Raw genomic sequence first — 15,287 nt, forward strand, 5'->3', positions numbered from 1 at the left:
ACTCCATGTCGCACCAATCTGATCTGATCAGCGAGGACATCCTCGCCTACCTGGCCCAGCACGAGCGCAAGGAACTGCTGCGTTTCCTCACCTGCGGCAACGTCGACGATGGCAAGAGCACCCTGATCGGGCGCCTGCTGCACGACTCCAAGATGATCTACGAGGACCACCTCGAGGCCATCACCCGCGATTCGAAGAAAGTCGGCACCACTGGCGAAGACATCGACCTGGCGTTGCTGGTCGACGGCCTGCAGGCCGAGCGTGAGCAGGGCATCACCATCGATGTGGCCTACCGCTATTTCTCCACCGCCAAGCGCAAGTTCATCATCGCCGACACCCCCGGCCATGAGCAGTACACCCGCAACATGGCCACCGGTGCATCCACCTGTGACCTGGCGATCATCCTGGTCGATGCCCGTTACGGCGTGCAGACCCAGACCCGCCGCCACAGCTACATCGCGTCGTTGCTGGGCATCAAGCACATCGTTGTCGCCATCAACAAGATGGACCTCAAGGGCTTCGATGAGCAGGTCTTCGAGTCGATCAAGGCCGACTACCTGAAGTTCGCCGAGGGCATCAACCTCCAGCCGAGCAGCCTGCACTTCGTGCCGATGTCCGCGCTCAAGGGCGATAACGTGGTCAACCGCAGCGAGCGTTCGCCGTGGTACACCGGCCCCGCGCTGATGGAAATCCTCGAGACCGTTGAAGTCGCCGCCGACCGCAACTTCACCGACCTGCGCTTCCCGGTGCAGTACGTCAACCGTCCGAACCTGAACTTCCGCGGCTTCGCCGGCACCATCGCCAGTGGCGTGGTGCACAAGGGTGACGACGTGGTCGTGCTGCCGTCGGGCAAGAGCAGCCGCGTCAAATCCATCGTCACCTATGAAGGTGAGCTGGAGAACGCAGGCCCAGGCCAGGCCGTCACCCTGACCATGGAAGACGAGATCGACATCTCCCGTGGCGACCTGCTGGTTCACGCCGACAACGTACCGCCGGTGACCGACCAGTTCGACGCCATGCTGGTGTGGATGTCCGAAGAGCCGCTGTTGCCGGGCAAGAAATACGACATCAAGCGCGCCACCAGCTATGTGCCGGGCTCGGTTGCCAGCATCACCCACAAGGTCGATGTGAACACCCTGGAGCAGGGCGCCGCCAGCGCACTGCAACTGAACGAGATCGGCCGGGTCAAGGTCAGCCTCGACACCGCCATCGCCCTGGACGGTTACGACAGCAACCGCACCACCGGTGCGTTCATCGTCATTGATCGCCTGACCAACGGCACCGTCGGTGCGGGCATGATCATCGCGCCTCCGGTTCTGCCACACGGCAGCACCGGTCAGCATGGCAAGCTGGCTCACGTTGCGACCGAAGAGCGCGCTCTGCGCTTTGGCCAGCAGCCGGCCACCGTGCTGTTCAGCGGCCTGTCCGGCGCTGGCAAGAGCACCCTGGCCTATGCTGTGGAGCGCAAGCTGTTCGACATGGGCCGTGCGGTCTACGTCCTCGACGGCCAGAACCTGCGCCATGACCTGAACAAGGGCCTGCCACAGGACCGCGCCGGTCGCACCGAGAACTGGCGTCGTGCCGCTCACGTGGCGCGTCAGTTCAACGAAGCCGGCCTGCTGACCCTGGCCGCGTTCGTTGCACCGGATGCCGAAGGTCGCGAGCAGGCCAAGGCACTGATCGGCAAGGAGCGTCTGGTTACCGTTTACGTCCAGGCGTCCCCGCAAGCCTGCCGCGAGCGTGACCCGCAAGGTCTGTACGCTGCCGGTGGCGACAACATCCCGGGCGAAAGCTTCCCGTACGATGTGCCGCTGAACGCCGACCTGGTCATCGACACCCAATCCACCAGCGTGGAAGAGGGCGTCAAGCAGGTGCTGGATGTGCTGCGTGAGCGTGGCGCGATCTAAGCGTCGAAGCTGAAAAGCAACAAACCCGCGATGGTGAAAACCATCGCGGGTTTTTTTGTGCCCGATGGAGAGGGCGCCTCAGATGTGCTTTTCCGATACCGGGATCACTCGCTTCTCCTTCACTGCCTTATAGGAAAAGCTCGAGTAGATTTCCTTAACACCTGGTAACGATTGCAATACCTCGCGGGCGAATTCGCCGAAGGACTCCAGGTCCCGCGCCAGCACTTCCAGCAGGAAGTCATAGCGCCCGGAAATATTGTGGCAGGCGACGATTTCGGGGATTTCCATCAGCCGCTGTTCGAAGGCGCGGGCCATCTCCTTGGTGTGTGAGTCCATCATGATACTGACGAAGGCGGTGACGCCGAAACCCAGGGCCTTGGGCGAAAGAATCGCCTGGTAACCGGTGATATAGCCGCCTTCCTCCAGCAGCTTGACCCGTCGCCAGCAGGGCGAGGTGGTCAGGGCGACGTTGTCGGCCAATTCCGAAATGGTCAGTCGGGCGTTGTCCTGCAGGGCGGCGAGGAGGGCGCGGTCGGTACGGTCGATGGCGTTGGGCAAAATTTGCCCCGTCTTCACGGAATCATGAGCTTTCATGCCTGCAATACCCCAAAGCGGTAGTCACATTTGGAAAAATATTAGTCGGTCGGTGGCATAAGCTTATTACAAACCACAAGAGGCTGTTGTCATGAGCGGCTCGACCAGAAATCCAGGATTCGCTACCCGTGCCATTCACCATGGCTACGACCCGCAGGCCCACGGAGGGGCGCTGGTGCCGCCGATCTACCAGACGGCCACGTTCGCTTTTCCCACCGTTGAATATGGCGCGGCCTGTTTTGCCGGCGAAGAAGCCGGGCATTTCTACAGCCGTATCTCCAACCCCACCCTGGCGCTGCTGGAGGCGCGAATGGCGTCGCTGGAAGGTGGCGAGGCAGGCCTGGCCCTGGCCTCCGGCATGGGCGCCATTACCGCCACCTTGTGGACGCTGCTGCGCCCCGGCGACGAAGTGTTGCTGGGCAGTACGTTGTATGGCTGCACCTTCGCTTTTCTGCACCACGGCATCGGTGAATTCGGTGTGAAGCTCAAGCATGTCGACATGGCCGACCTGCATGCGGTCGAGGCGGCCATCACACCAGCAACGCGGCTGATCTATTTCGAGTCGCCGGCCAACCCCAACATGCATCTGGCCGATATCGCCGGTGTCGCGAAGATCGCCCATCGCCACGGCGCAACACTGGTGGTGGACAACACTTATTGCACGCCCTACCTGCAACGCCCGCTGGAGCTGGGCGCGGACCTCGTGGTGCATTCGGCGACAAAGTACCTCAGCGGTCATGGCGACATCACTGCGGGACTGGTGGTCGGGCGCAAGGCGCTGGTGGACCGCATCCGCCTGGAAGGGCTCAAGGACATGACCGGCGCGGTGCTCTCGCCGCACGATGCGTCGTTGCTGATGCGTGGCCTGAAGACCCTCAATTTGCGCATGGATCGCCACTGCTCCAATGCAATGGCCGTCGCCGAATTCCTCCAGCAACAGCCAGAAGTCGAGCTACTGCATTACCCCGGCTTGCCATCTTTCCCGCAGCACGCCCTGGCGAAGCGGCAAATGGCGCTGCCGGGAGGCATGTTGGCGTTCGAACTCAAGGGTGGTATCACCGCTGGCCGCCGCTTCATGAATGCTCTGCAATTGTTCAGCCGGGCGGTCAGCCTGGGGGATGCCGAGTCGCTGGCGCAGCATCCGGCGAGCATGACCCATTCCAGCTACACGCCGGAGGAGCGGGCGCGTTACGGGATTTCCGAAGGGCTGGTGCGGCTGTCGGTCGGGCTGGAGGATGTCGAGGACTTGTTGGCGGATGTTCGTCAGGCGCTCAAGGCCTCCAGTCGAAAGGCCTGAGCGACAGACCAATGAAAAGGGGCGCCACTGAGGGCGCCCCTTTTCATTGGTCGCGGATCTTTCGATCAGCGTTTCAGGCCGTAGCTCTCGTCAAGCATGCCCGGTGTATTCGGCGCTTTGGGCGCGTAGTCACGCGGGACTTCGGTGTCCTTGGGCGGGGTCAGGCGATCACGCGGACCTTGTGGCGCGTCGGAATGCAGGGCAGCCAGCAGACGCTGGCGGGTCAGTTCATCCAGCGCCAGGCGGTTGGCGCCATCGGCCAGGTGATCCTGCACTTCCTGGTAGCTTTGGGTGAGTTTCTTGACCAGAGCCGCGGTGCTGTTGAAGTGGGTCACCACTTCATTCTGGTAGCTGTCGAAGCGTTCCTGGATATCGTCCAACTGCCGCTGGGTGCTGCTCGGTGCGGCATTGGGCAGAAGGCGGGCAACCAGGAAACCAACGACGACGCCCACTGCCAGGGCCAGGGTCGGCAACAACCAAACTAAGAGCGAGAGTTCCACGAGTCCTTCCTCTATAAACGGCTTTGCTTTACGTTAACGGCTCGGACCTGCGCTGTATACCGCGAAGCATCGCAAATATCTCAGAACAGAATCATTCAGCTAGACGAGTCGACCCTTGCCGGGGTCACGGAGTTTAATTCCTTGCTTACCCGCGAAACCCCCGTATTCATCGACGGCCCGGTCGGCCAACTGGAAGCGCTTTATCAGGATGCGGCCGACGCCCATGGGGCGGTGCTGATCTGCCATCCCAATCCGGTCCAGGGCGGAACCATGCTGAACAAGGTGGTTTCGACGCTGCAGCGTACCGCGCGTGACGCCGGGCTGATTACCCTGCGTTTCAATTACCGTGGCGTTGGTGCCAGCGAGGGCAGCCACGACATGAGCAGCGGTGAAGTGGATGATGCTCAGGCCGCCGCCGCCTGGCTGCGGGAAAAACACCCGGACTTGTCGTTGACCCTGCTCGGTTTCTCCTTCGGCGGTTTCGTCGCCGCTGCCCTCGGCGGCCGTCTGGAGGCCGAAGGTGCGGCGTTGAAGCAGTTGTTCATGATCGCGCCTGCGGTGATGCGCCTGGGTGACGCCTATCCACTCCCGCTGCAGTGCCCGCTGACGGTTATCCAGCCGGATGCCGACGAAGTGATCGAGCCTCGCGCCGTCTACGACTGGTCCGCTGCATTGCCGCGTCCCCATGAGCTGCTGAAAGTGGCAGAATGCGGACACTTTTTTCATGGCAAGCTGACCGACCTCAAGGATCTGGTGCTGCCGCGTCTTTCGAACTGAGCCAAGCCTGAATAAGCGATAACCCATGACTACGCGCATTCTCACCGGTATCACCACCACCGGCACCCCGCACCTGGGCAACTATGCCGGTGCCATCCGCCCGGCGATTCTCGCCAGCCAGCAGCCGGGTGCCGACTCGTTCTATTTCCTCGCTGACTACCACGCCCTGATCAAATGCGATGACCCGCAGCGCATTCAGCGCTCGCGTCTGGAAATCGCCGCGACCTGGCTGGCCGGTGGCCTGGACCCCGAGAAGGTGACCTTCTATCGCCAGTCCGACATTCCCGAGATTCCCGAGCTGACCTGGCTGCTGACCTGTGTCGCCGCCAAGGGCCTGCTCAACCGCGCGCATGCCTACAAGGCGTCGGTGGACAAGAACCTGGAAAACGGCGAAGACCCGGATGCCGGCGTGACCATGGGCCTGTACAGCTATCCGGTGCTGATGGCTGCGGACATCCTGATGTTCAACGCGCACAAAGTGCCGGTGGGCCGTGACCAGATCCAGCACGTGGAAATGGCCCGGGATATCGGCCAGCGCTTCAACCACCTGTTCGGCCAGGGCAAGGACTTCTTCGTCCTGCCGGAAGCGGCGATCGAGGAAAGCGTGGCGACCCTGCCGGGCCTGGACGGTCGCAAGATGTCCAAGAGCTACGACAACACCATCCCGCTGTTCAGCAGCGCGAAGGACATGAAGGACGCGATCTCCCGCATCGTCACCGACTCCCGCGCACCGGGTGAGGCGAAGGACCCGGACAATTCGCACCTGTTCACCCTCTATCAAGCCTTCTCCACGCCAGCGCAGGCCGACGCCTTCCGCGGCGAGCTGCTGCAGGGCCTGGGCTGGGGCGATGCCAAGCAGCAACTGTTCCAGTTGCTGGACGGCCAACTAGGCGAAGCTCGCGAGCGTTACCACCAATTGATTTCCCGTCCGGTGGACCTGGAGGACATTCTCCTGGCCGGTGCGCAGAAAGCCCGCAAAGTTGCGACCCCGTTCCTCGAACAACTGCGTGAAGCGGTGGGCCTGCGCTCGTTCCGCGCCCTCGATCAGGGCCCGGCCGAAGTGAAGAAGAAGGCCGTGAAAGCCGCGCGTTTCGTCAGCTTCCGTGATGAAGACGGCAGCTTCCGCTTCCGCCTGCTGGGCGCTGATGGCGAGCAACTGCTGCTTTCCCGCAGCTTCGCCGATGGCAAGACCGCCGGTGCCGTGACCAAGCAACTGCAGCAAGGTCAGACGCTGGATGTCCGTGAAGATGGCCTGGGCTTCAGCCTGTGGCTGGAAGGCGAGTGCGTGGCCGATGGCCCGCAGTTCGACGATGCCGCGGCTCGTGACAACGCCATCGAAGCTCTGCGCGCGGCGCTGGCGCCTCAACAGGACTGACGGCTTATCGGAAGTCTGATTGCCATTACCCGGGGCCGTCGCTACAGTGACGGCCCGCTTTTGTTGCCTTGCTAACGAATTATGACGCCCCTAGAACGATATCAAGCAGATCTGAAACGTCCCGATTTCTTCCATGACGCGGCCCAGGAAACGGCAGTGCGCCATTTGCAGCGCCTGTACGACGATCTGATCGCGGCGCAGAACAGCAAGCCGGGCGTGTTCGGCAAACTGTTTGGCAAGAAGGAGCAGGTGCCGGTCAAGGGCTTGTACTTCTGGGGTGGCGTTGGCCGGGGTAAGACTTATCTGGTCGATACCTTCTTTGAAGCGCTGCCATTCAAGGAAAAGTCCCGCACGCACTTCCACCGCTTCATGAAGCGGGTCCACGAAGAAATGAAGGGGCTCAAGGGCGAGAAGAACCCGCTGACCCTGATTGCCAAGCGTTTCTCCGACGAAGCGCGGGTGATCTGCTTCGATGAATTCTTCGTCTCCGACATCACCGACGCCATGATCCTTGGCACGCTGATGGAAGAGCTGTTCAAGAACGGCGTGACCCTGGTGGCTACCTCCAACATTGTCCCGGACGGTCTGTACAAGGATGGCCTGCAGCGGGCGCGCTTCCTCCCGGCTATCGCCCTGATCAAGCAGAACACCGAGATCGTCAACGTCGACAGCGGCGTGGACTATCGTCTGCGCCACCTGGAACAGGCCGAGCTGTTCCACTTCCCGCTGGACGAAGCTGCCCACGAAAGCCTGCGCAAGAGCTTCCGTGCGCTGACGCCGGAATGCACCCAGGCAGTGGAAAACGATGTGCTGATCATCGAAAACCGCGAAATTCGCGCGCTGCGCACCTGCGACGACGTGGCCTGGTTCGAATTCCGCGAACTGTGCGATGGCCCGCGCAGCCAGAACGACTACATCGAGCTGGGCAAGATCTTCCATGCGGTGTTGTTGAGCGGTGTGGAGCAGATGGGTGTGGCGACCGACGATATCGCGCGGCGCTTCATCAACATGGTCGACGAATTCTACGACCGCAACGTCAAGCTGATCATCTCGGCGGAAGTGGAATTGAAGGACCTGTACACCGGCGGACGCCTGACGTTCGAATTCCAGCGCACCCTGAGCCGCCTGCTGGAAATGCAATCCCACGAATTCCTGGCTCGTGCACACAAGCCCTGAAAAGCAGCTACAAGCTACAAGCGGTAAGCGACAAGTCGAGCGTGTGCTCTTCTTGTAGCTTGCCGCTTGCCGCTTTCAACTGCCGTCAAGCTTCCTGCATGAACTGCTGCCGATACTGATTCGGCGATAGCGCAGTGTGCTGCCTGAAGAGTCGTGCGAAGAAGCTGGCATCGTCGTAGCCGACTTCGTAACTGATGGTCTTGATGCTCTTGCGCGTGCCGGACAACAACCCTTTTGCCGTTTCGATCCGCAGCCGTTGCAGGTAATGAAGCGGTTTGTCGCCCGTGGCGCTCTGGAAGCGACGCATGAAGTTGCGGATGCTCATGCCGTGGTTGCGGGCCACATCCTCAAAGCGGAACTTGTCGGCGAAGTGTTCTTCGAGCCAGTGCTGGATCTGCAGGATGATCACGTCCTGATGCAACTTCTGCCCGCCGAAGCCCATGCGGCCCGGCGTGTAGTTGCGTTGCACTTCATAAAGGATGTCGCGGGCAACGGCCTGGGCGACATTGGCGCCGCAGAATCGCTCGATCAGGTAGATATAGAGGTCGCAGGCCGATGTGGTGCCGGCGGCGCAATAGAGGTTGTCGGCGTCGGTCAGGTGCTTGTCCTGGTTCAGCTGGACCTTGGGGAAGCGCTCGGCGAACTGGTTGAAGAAGCGCCAGTAGGTGGTCGCCTCCTTGCCGTCCAGCAGGCCGGCCTCGGCCAGCCAGAACACACCGCTGGCCTCGCCACAGAGCACCGCGCCACGGGCATGTTGCTCGCGTAGCCAGGGCAGGATCTGGGGATAACGCTCGCATAGCGAGGAGAAATCCTCCCAGAAGGCGGGAAGGATGATCACGTCGGCTTCTTCCAGGCCGCCGTCGACCGGCACCTGGACGTCGCTGAAGCTGTTGACCGGCTCGCCGTCAGGGCTCACCAGGCGGGTCTCGAACATGGGCTGGAGACTCAGGCCCAGTTGCTTGGCATAGCGCAGGCTGGCCAGGTGGAAGAAGTCCTTGGCCTGCATCAGGGTCGAAGCGAAGACTTTGTCGATGGCCAGGATGCTGACGCGGCGCAGGGGCGCGTTGGGTTGGGTAAACATCATGTTCTTTATTCTTATAGGGGAGAGTGGTCAATCACCGGCTGGATCGTCTTATTTTTTGGCGATTGTGTCCAGTCTCGCGTCCCGGTGTTGTGTACACGTTCTTCAAACATTGCCCCGAGCGCAGGCGAAGGCTTGGGAATCGTCCGCCAGAGCACGGTTTCCGCAAAATCAGGTTGATATTTCCCCGGTAATCTGGATAATCCTGCTGCTCTTTCTTCGGTGGAAGTGATGCCCCGCCGTCGAACGGAATCCCTGCCGTATATTGGACGCGCTGACCCGAGCCCCCGATAGCGTTCGTATGCGGCTGCCTTTGACCTTGTCAAAGTAAGCACTATTCAGTAAGATTTGCCGTCTTATTTTCGCAGGGCGGCCCCTGAGGCTTATAAAGAATGAAAACTTTTACTGCTAAACCGGAAACAGTAAAACGCGAGTGGTTCGTCGTTGATGCTGCTGGTCAGACCCTGGGTCGTCTGGCCACTGAAATCGCGAGCCGTCTGCGTGGCAAGCACAAACCTGAATACACCCCTCACGTTGACACCGGCGACTACATCGTCGTAATCAACGCCGAGCAGGTACGTGTTACTGGTGCCAAGAGTTCGGACAAAATGTACTACTCCCACTCCGGTTTCCCGGGCGGCATCAAGGAAATCAGCTTCGAGAAGCTGATTGCCAAGGCCCCTGAGCGTGTGATCGAGACCGCGGTCAAAGGCATGCTGCCTAAGAACCCGCTGGGTCGTGACATGTACCGTAAGCTGAAAGTCTATGCGGGCGCTGCTCACCCTCATACTGCTCAGCAGCCCCAAGAACTGAAGATTTAACGGAATAGTTCATTATGTCGGCGACTCAAAATTACGGCACTGGCCGTCGCAAGACTGCAACCGCACGCGTTTTCCTGCGTCCGGGCACTGGCAACATCTCCATCAACAACCGTTCTCTGGACGTGTTCTTCGGTCGTGAAACCGCGCGCATGGTCGTTCGCCAGCCGCTGGAACTGACTGAAACCACCCAGAAGTTCGACATCTACGTCACCGTTATCGGTGGTGGTGTCAGCGGTCAAGCCGGTGCTATCCGTCACGGTATCACCCGCGCTCTGATGGACTACGACGAGTCCCTGCGTGGCGCTCTGCGCCGTGCTGGCTTCGTTACCCGCGACGCTCGTGAAGTCGAGCGTAAGAAAGTGGGTCTGCGTAAAGCACGTAAGCGTCCACAGTACTCGAAGCGTTAATTCGCCCGAGTTTCAAAAAAAGCCCGGTTCCAGGTGGAACCGGGCTTTTTTTATGTCTTGAATAATGGGGGTTGATCATCCGTGTGACAACTTGCCGCATAGACGCAGGTCAAGGCCAGCGCGGGATGCAGGCCTTTGGCCAGGGTAATAACCTTGTCAGACATGGGTCTTTTCTTTACCATGCGGCAAATTTTTAGCGGTTCGGAAGTTACTTAGTAGATGCCTGTTTCAACAGGCCACAAAGCTGATGGGAGAGGACTGAATGAGCAATGACGGCGTCAACGCAGGCCGGCGTCGCTTCCTGGTAGCAGCCACGTCTGTAGTGGGTGCAGCAGGAGCGGTGGGGGCTGCGGTCCCGTTCGTAGGGTCATGGTTCCCCAGTGCCAAGGCGAAAGCTGCCGGTGCACCGGTGAAGGTCAATATTGCCAAGGTGGAGCCTGGGCAGCAGTTGGTGGCCGAATGGCGTGGCCAGCCGGTTTTCATTGTCCGTCGCACTGAAGAGATCCTCGGTAACCTCAAGAAGATCACTGGCGACCTTTCCGATCCGGAGTCCAAGGCGTCGGTCCAACCGACTTACGTTGACCCGTCGAACCGCTCGATCAAGCCGGAGATCCTCGTGCTGGTTGGTCTGTGCACCCACTTGGGTTGCTCGCCGACTTTCCGTCCGGAAGTGGCGCCCGTCGACCTCGGGCCCAAATGGGTGGGTGGCTATTTCTGCCCATGCCACGGTTCTCACTACGACCTCGCCGGCCGCGTCTACAAGTCCCAGCCTGCGCCGCTCAATCTACCGGTGCCACCGCATTCGTACGAGTCGGATGAGATCATCATCGTCGGCATCGATCAGGAGAAAGCGTGATGAGTAAGTTCATGGAATGGGTTGACGCCCGCTTCCCCGCCACCAAGATGTGGGAAGACCATCTGAGCAAGTATTACGCTCCGAAGAACTTCAACTTCCTGTATTTCTTCGGCTCCCTGGCGCTGCTGGTGCTGGTCAACCAGATTGTTACCGGTGTCTGGCTGACCATGAGCTTTACCCCTTCGGCCGAAGAGGCGTTCGCCTCGGTCGAATACATCATGCGTGACGTCGAGTACGGCTGGATCCTGCGCTACCTGCACTCCACCGGTGCGTCGGCGTTCTTCATCGTCGTCTACCTGCACATGTTCCGCGGCCTGCTCTACGGTTCGTACCAGAAGCCACGCGAGCTGGTGTGGATCTTCGGCATGCTGATCTACCTGGCGCTGATGGCAGAAGCCTTCATGGGTTACCTGCTGCCTTGGGGTCAGATGTCCTACTGGGGTGCCCAGGTGATCATCTCGCTGTTCGGTGCGATCCCTGTGATCGGCGATGACCTGACTCAGTGGATCCGTGGTGACTATCTGATTTCGGGCATCACCCTGAACCGCTTCTTCGCGCTGCACGTGATCGCACTGCCTATCGTGATCCTCGGCCTGGTGGTTCTGCACATCCTGGCGTTGCACGAAGTGGGTTCGAACAACCCGGATGGTGTCGACATCAAGAAGAAAAAAGACGAGAACGGCATTCCGCTGGACGGCATTCCATTCCACCCTTACTACACCGTGAAAGACATCGCTGGTGTGGTGGTCTTCCTGTTCGTGTTCTGCGCCGTGGTGTTCTTCTTCCCGGAAATGGGTGGTTACTTCCTGGAGAAACCGAACTTCGAGCAGGCCAACGCGTTCAAGACGCCTGAGCACATTGCGCCGGTTTGGTACTTCACGCCGTTCTACGCAATTTTGCGGGCGGTTCCAGACAAACTCATGGGTGTGATCGCCATGGGTGCTGCCATCGCTGTGCTGTTCGTCCTGCCTTGGCTGGACCGCAGTCCGGTTCGCTCCATGCGCTACAAGGGCTGGCTGAGCAAGGTGTGGCTGCTGGTGTTCTGCATCTCCTTCGTGATCCTGGGTGTGCTGGGTGTGTTGGCACCAACCCCGGGCCGTACGCTGTTGTCGCAGGTATGTACCTTCCTGTATTTCGCCTACTTCATTCTGATGCCGTTCTACACCAGGCTTGAGAAGACCAAACCGGTTCCGGAAAGGGTGACTGGCTGATGAAAAAGCTATTTGCAGTATTGATGCTGGCAGTGATGCCGACCCTGACCTTCGCTGCCGGTGGGCATGAAGTGGAACTGGACAAGGTCAATATCGACCTGACCGACAAGGCCGCCATGCAGGACGGCGCCCGTACCTTCGCCAACTATTGCATGGGCTGCCACAGCGCCAAGTTCCAGCGCTATGAGCGTGTTGCTGATGACCTCGGCATTCCTCATGAGCTCATGCTCGAGAAGCTGGTCCTCACCGGTGCCAAGATCGGCGATCACATGAACATCGGCATGCAGCCGAACGACGCGAAGACCTGGTTCGGTGCGGCGCCGCCCGACCTGACCCTGGTTGCCCGTGTCCGTGGTACTGACTGGCTGTACAGCTACCTGCGGGCGTTCTACGAAGATCCATCGCGCCCATGGGGTGTGAACAACAAGATCTTCCCGAACGTCGGCATGCCGAACGTGCTGGTTGGTCTGCAGGGTCGTCAGGTCGTGGGTTGCAAGCAGATCCAGACCGTCGTTGAAGGCAAGAAGCAATTCGACCCGCTCACCGGTGCTCCGCTGACCCATGAAGCATGTGATCAGCTGACCATCGTGCCGAAATCCGGTACCCTGACCGACGAGCAGTTCGACGAGAAGGTCAAGAACCTGGTGACCTTCCTGGCCTATTCGGCCAACCCGGTCAAACTGGAAAGTCAGCGCATCGGTACTTACGTGCTGTTGTACCTGGCCTTCTTCTTCGTATTCGCCTACCTGCTCAAGCGCGAATACTGGAAGGACGTGCACTGATCACGCAGTAATTTCTGGTAGTTGAACGCGCGCCCTGGGGCGCCTCCGGAATACGGAGGTGGCTGCAGGGCGCGTTTGCATTTGTATCTTTATTATTCCAACACGCGAGGAGGACCCATATGGGCGTGACCAACCGGTTAGCCTGCTACTCCGACCCCGCTGATCACTATTCTCATCGGGTGCGCATCGTTCTCGCCGAGAAGGGTGTCAGCGTCGAAATCATCAACGTCGCGGCGGGAAACCAGCCGGCCAAACTGCTTGAGGCCAATCCGTACGGCACGCTGCCGACCTTGGTCGATCGCGATCTGGCGTTGTACGAATCGACGGTCGTAATGGAATACCTCGATGAGCGTTATCCCCATCCGCCGCTGCTGCCGGTGTACCCGGTGGCGAGGGCGAACAGCCGGTTGTTGATTCACCGTATCCAGCGTGACTGGTGCTCGCTGGTGGACCTGATCCTCGATGCTCGCAGCAAGGATGCGGCACGCGTCCAGGCACGCAAGGAGTTGCGCGAGAGCCTCACGGGCGTCTCCCCGCTATTCGGTGACAAGCCCTGTTTCCTGAGTGAGGATCAAAGTCTGGTGGATTGCTGTCTACTGCCCATACTGTGGCGTTTGCCGATACTGGGTATCGAGCTGCCACGGCAGGCCAAGCCGTTGCTGGACTATATGGAGCGGCAGTTTGCCCGCGAAGCTTTCCAGGCAAGCCTGTCCTCTACAGAACGAGAAATGCGCAAGCTTTAAGGAGCTGTTGATGAACTCCAGTCGCCCCTACCTGGTGCGTGCACTGTATGAGTGGATCGTGGACAACGATTGCACGCCTCACATCCTGGTGAATGCCGAATACCCGGCTGTCCAGGTTCCCCAAGGTTTCGCCAGCGACGGTCAGATTGTTCTGAACGTATCGCCCAGTGCTGTGCGCAGTTTGCACATGGATAATGACGCGGTGAGTTTCGAAGGCCGGTTTGGTGGTGTTGCGCACAGCTTGTTCGTGCCCATCAGTGCCATCCTCGGAATCTATGCTCGTGAGAACGGTCAGGGCATGGTCTTCGAGCTGGAGCCGCCGGTGATTGATGATGAAGATGATGTCGAGCCGGATGACGACGGTCCGCCGGACGGTGGGCAGCCACCTCGCCCTAGTGGCCGGCCAAGTCTGAAAGTGGTGAAATGAAAAAAGGCGACCTTCGGGTCGCCTTTTTGCTGCAGAGCGTTCGTTGTTCAGTCGATGTATTCGAACAGCTTGACGATCTTCTGCACGCCGGAAACACCTTGGACCAGGTTAGTGGCGCGGCCGGCTTCCGCCTGGGTCAGCAGGCCCAGCAGGTAAACGATACCGTTCTCGGTAATGATCTTGATCCGCGAGCCGGGAATGCTGGCATCAGTGAGCATCTGGGTCTTGATCTTGGTGGTCAGCCAGGCGTCGTTGTTGCGGGCCAGCAGGGAGGAGGGCTGTAGCACCTGCAGCTCGTTGTGCACCTTCTTGACCTTCTGCACCTGGCTTGCGGCCTGTTCGGCCAGGCTCTTCAGATCGGCGCGCGGGGTCTGGCCGGCGAGCAGGACAACGCCGTTGAAGCTGCTGACGACGATGTGTGAGTTCTGGTCCAGGTCAGGGCTGGCCTTGGCGACGTTGACCGCCACCTTGGTTTCGATCAGTGAGTCGTCGATTTTGCTGCCGAGGGTGCGGGTGCCGCGGTCGTCCTCGATTGGAGACTCGCGGCTGGCATTGATCACCGAGCTGCAGCCGGTCAGGCTCAGGCACAGGGTCAGGGCCATCAGGCCGAGGCGATTTGGGGTCATTCTTCACTCCCGAACAGTTGGCTGTCGATCAGGTCGCAGAGGCAGTGGATCGCCAGCAGGTGGACTTCCTGGATACGTGCGGTGACGTTGGCCGGTACGCGGATTTCGACGTCTTCAGGTAGCAATAGCGAAGCCATTCCACCGCCATCGCGACCGGTCAAAGCTACGACAATCATTTCGCGATCATGTGCGGCCTGGATCGCCTGAATTATGTTCGCCGAGTTGCCGCTGGTGGAAATAGCCAGCAGTACGTCGCCCGGCTGCCCGAGCGCGCGGATCTGCTTGGAGAATATTTCGTTGTAGCTGTAGTCGTTTGCGATCGAGGTGATGGTCGAGCTGTCGGTGGTCAAGGCGATGGCCGGCAGGCTCGGGCGCTCGCGCTCGAAGCGGTTGAGCAGTTCGGAGGAAAAGTGCTGTGCGTCGCCGGCCGATCCGCCATTGCCGCAAGCGAGCATCTTGCCCTCGTTCAGCAAGGCATTGACCATGATCTGGCTGGCTTGCTCGATGTGGGGTGCAAGGACTTCCATGGCCTGTTGCTTGGTGTTGATGCTGGCCTGGAAGAGCTGGCGAATTCGGGATTGCATGTCCATCAGTGTGACCTTAAATGGGGCTGGCCGGGCGGGGATTGAAAGGCTCCCGGCACATGACTGTGCAGCCCGCGAAGCAAAGAGCAAAAAGTTGAATGGGTAAAGGCGCGTTCGTCGCAG

Annotated in this window: 17 protein-coding genes; 12 read left to right on the plus strand and 5 right to left on the minus strand. The window is 60.0% G+C overall.

Annotation, left to right across the window (positions count from 1 at the left end):
* Positions 1–5: 5 nt before the first annotated feature.
* Complete coding sequence (gene cysN, locus DM374_RS10180) at positions 6–1,907, plus strand: sulfate adenylyltransferase subunit CysN (RefSeq protein WP_095154613.1); 1,902 nt, start codon at positions 6–8, stop codon at positions 1,905–1,907.
* Between the two features lie 78 nt (positions 1,908–1,985).
* On the opposite strand, the gene DM374_RS10185 is transcribed toward cysN, so the two are convergent.
* A complete protein-coding gene (locus DM374_RS10185; RefSeq protein ID WP_110969722.1) occupies positions 1,986–2,465 on the minus strand; it encodes an Lrp/AsnC family transcriptional regulator in 480 nt (159 codons plus the stop codon).
* A gap of 127 nt (positions 2,466–2,592) precedes the next feature.
* On the opposite strand from DM374_RS10185, the gene DM374_RS10190 reads away from it, so the two are divergent.
* Positions 2,593–3,798 carry a methionine gamma-lyase gene (locus tag DM374_RS10190; protein WP_110969723.1) on the plus strand — a complete coding sequence of 402 codons (1,206 nt, stop codon included), beginning with the start codon at positions 2,593–2,595 and terminating at the stop codon, positions 3,796–3,798.
* 65 nt (positions 3,799–3,863) lie between these two features.
* Here the strand turns inward: DM374_RS10190 and DM374_RS10195 are convergent, their stop codons facing one another.
* Positions 3,864–4,298 (minus strand): YhcB family protein, encoded by a 435-nt coding sequence (locus DM374_RS10195; protein WP_110969724.1) that lies wholly within the window; start codon positions 4,296–4,298, stop codon positions 3,864–3,866.
* Positions 4,299–4,439: 141 nt separating this feature from the next.
* Here DM374_RS10195 and DM374_RS10200 point away from each other — a divergent pair, with 141 nt between their 5' ends.
* The 3 genes from DM374_RS10200 (at position 4,440) to zapE (ending at position 7,626) form a co-directional block, all read left to right on the plus strand.
* Positions 4,440–5,075: an alpha/beta hydrolase gene (locus DM374_RS10200; protein ID WP_110969725.1), complete on the plus strand. Its 636-nt coding sequence runs from the start codon at positions 4,440–4,442 to the stop codon at positions 5,073–5,075.
* A 25-nt stretch (positions 5,076–5,100) separates the two neighbouring features.
* On the plus strand, positions 5,101–6,450 hold the full coding sequence (locus DM374_RS10205) for a tryptophan--tRNA ligase (RefSeq protein WP_110969726.1): 1,350 nt from the start codon (positions 5,101–5,103) through the stop codon (positions 6,448–6,450).
* 81 nt (positions 6,451–6,531) lie between these two features.
* Positions 6,532–7,626: a cell division protein ZapE gene (zapE, locus tag DM374_RS10210; RefSeq protein WP_095154627.1), complete on the plus strand. Its 1,095-nt coding sequence runs from the start codon at positions 6,532–6,534 to the stop codon at positions 7,624–7,626.
* 85 nt (positions 7,627–7,711) lie between these two features.
* On the opposite strand, the gene DM374_RS10215 is transcribed toward zapE, so the two are convergent.
* Positions 7,712–8,608 carry a GlxA family transcriptional regulator gene (locus tag DM374_RS10215; RefSeq protein WP_175652472.1) on the minus strand — a complete coding sequence of 299 codons (897 nt, stop codon included), beginning with the start codon at positions 8,606–8,608 and terminating at the stop codon, positions 7,712–7,714.
* A gap of 491 nt (positions 8,609–9,099) precedes the next feature.
* Between DM374_RS10215 and rplM the strand changes: the two genes are divergently transcribed.
* From rplM to DM374_RS10250, 7 genes are all read left to right on the plus strand, one after another.
* On the plus strand, positions 9,100–9,528 hold the full coding sequence (gene rplM, locus DM374_RS10220; RefSeq protein ID WP_095154629.1) for a 50S ribosomal protein L13: 429 nt from the start codon (positions 9,100–9,102) through the stop codon (positions 9,526–9,528).
* 14 nt (positions 9,529–9,542) lie between these two features.
* On the plus strand, positions 9,543–9,935 hold the full coding sequence (gene rpsI / locus DM374_RS10225; RefSeq protein ID WP_095154631.1) for a 30S ribosomal protein S9: 393 nt from the start codon (positions 9,543–9,545) through the stop codon (positions 9,933–9,935).
* A 262-nt stretch (positions 9,936–10,197) separates the two neighbouring features.
* Positions 10,198–10,791 carry a ubiquinol-cytochrome c reductase iron-sulfur subunit gene (gene petA, locus DM374_RS10230; protein WP_095154633.1) on the plus strand — a complete coding sequence of 198 codons (594 nt, stop codon included), beginning with the start codon at positions 10,198–10,200 and terminating at the stop codon, positions 10,789–10,791.
* Positions 10,791–12,002, plus strand: coding sequence for a cytochrome b (locus DM374_RS10235; RefSeq protein ID WP_110969727.1), 1,212 nt, complete (start codon positions 10,791–10,793; stop codon positions 12,000–12,002). The genes petA and DM374_RS10235 overlap by 1 nt, the downstream gene beginning before the upstream one ends.
* Positions 12,002–12,784: a cytochrome c1 gene (locus DM374_RS10240; RefSeq protein WP_110969728.1), complete on the plus strand. Its 783-nt coding sequence runs from the start codon at positions 12,002–12,004 to the stop codon at positions 12,782–12,784. The genes DM374_RS10235 and DM374_RS10240 overlap by 1 nt, the downstream gene beginning before the upstream one ends.
* Positions 12,785–12,903: 119 nt before the next feature.
* Entirely contained in the window at positions 12,904–13,527 is a 624-nt protein-coding gene (locus tag DM374_RS10245; RefSeq protein ID WP_095154639.1) for a glutathione S-transferase N-terminal domain-containing protein, read from the plus strand.
* A gap of 10 nt (positions 13,528–13,537) precedes the next feature.
* Positions 13,538–13,954, plus strand: coding sequence for a ClpXP protease specificity-enhancing factor (locus DM374_RS10250; RefSeq protein ID WP_095154641.1), 417 nt, complete (start codon positions 13,538–13,540; stop codon positions 13,952–13,954).
* 47 nt (positions 13,955–14,001) lie between these two features.
* Here the strand turns inward: DM374_RS10250 and DM374_RS10255 are convergent, their stop codons facing one another.
* Together DM374_RS10255 and DM374_RS10260 are read right to left on the minus strand one after the other, a co-directional pair.
* Positions 14,002–14,580 carry a BON domain-containing protein gene (locus tag DM374_RS10255; protein WP_095154643.1) on the minus strand — a complete coding sequence of 193 codons (579 nt, stop codon included), beginning with the start codon at positions 14,578–14,580 and terminating at the stop codon, positions 14,002–14,004.
* Complete coding sequence (locus DM374_RS10260; RefSeq protein ID WP_095154645.1) at positions 14,577–15,170, minus strand: phosphoheptose isomerase; 594 nt, start codon at positions 15,168–15,170, stop codon at positions 14,577–14,579. Before DM374_RS10260 ends, DM374_RS10255 begins: the two co-directional genes overlap by 4 nt.
* Between the last annotated feature and the right edge of the window lie 117 nt (positions 15,171–15,287).

Origin of the sequence: Pseudomonas huaxiensis (genome assembly GCF_003231275.1) — a bacterium.
GTDB classification, from domain to species: Bacteria; Pseudomonadota; Gammaproteobacteria; order Pseudomonadales; family Pseudomonadaceae; genus Aquipseudomonas; species Aquipseudomonas huaxiensis.

Bases quoted from the DNA above. Each gene is read 5' to 3' on its own strand.
- DM374_RS10255 (WP_095154643.1), bottom strand. From the start codon at position 14,580: ATGACCCCAAATCGCCTCGGCCTGATGGCCCTGACCCTGTGCCTGAGC.
- DM374_RS10235 (WP_110969727.1), top strand. From the start codon at position 10,791: ATGAGTAAGTTCATGGAATGGGTTGACGCCCGCTTCCCCGCCACCAAG.
- zapE (WP_095154627.1), top strand. From the start codon at position 6,532: ATGACGCCCCTAGAACGATATCAAGCAGATCTGAAACGTCCCGATTTC.
- rpsI (WP_095154631.1), top strand. From the start codon at position 9,543: ATGTCGGCGACTCAAAATTACGGCACTGGCCGTCGCAAGACTGCAACC.
- DM374_RS10250 (WP_095154641.1), top strand. From the start codon at position 13,538: ATGAACTCCAGTCGCCCCTACCTGGTGCGTGCACTGTATGAGTGGATC.
- DM374_RS10190 (WP_110969723.1), top strand. From the start codon at position 2,593: ATGAGCGGCTCGACCAGAAATCCAGGATTCGCTACCCGTGCCATTCAC.
- DM374_RS10245 (WP_095154639.1), top strand. From the start codon at position 12,904: ATGGGCGTGACCAACCGGTTAGCCTGCTACTCCGACCCCGCTGATCAC.
- DM374_RS10260 (WP_095154645.1), bottom strand. From the start codon at position 15,170: ATGGACATGCAATCCCGAATTCGCCAGCTCTTCCAGGCCAGCATCAAC.
- DM374_RS10205 (WP_110969726.1), top strand. From the start codon at position 5,101: ATGACTACGCGCATTCTCACCGGTATCACCACCACCGGCACCCCGCAC.
- DM374_RS10240 (WP_110969728.1), top strand. From the start codon at position 12,002: ATGAAAAAGCTATTTGCAGTATTGATGCTGGCAGTGATGCCGACCCTG.
- petA (WP_095154633.1), top strand. From the start codon at position 10,198: ATGAGCAATGACGGCGTCAACGCAGGCCGGCGTCGCTTCCTGGTAGCA.
- rplM (WP_095154629.1), top strand. From the start codon at position 9,100: ATGAAAACTTTTACTGCTAAACCGGAAACAGTAAAACGCGAGTGGTTC.
- cysN (WP_095154613.1), top strand. From the start codon at position 6: ATGTCGCACCAATCTGATCTGATCAGCGAGGACATCCTCGCCTACCTG.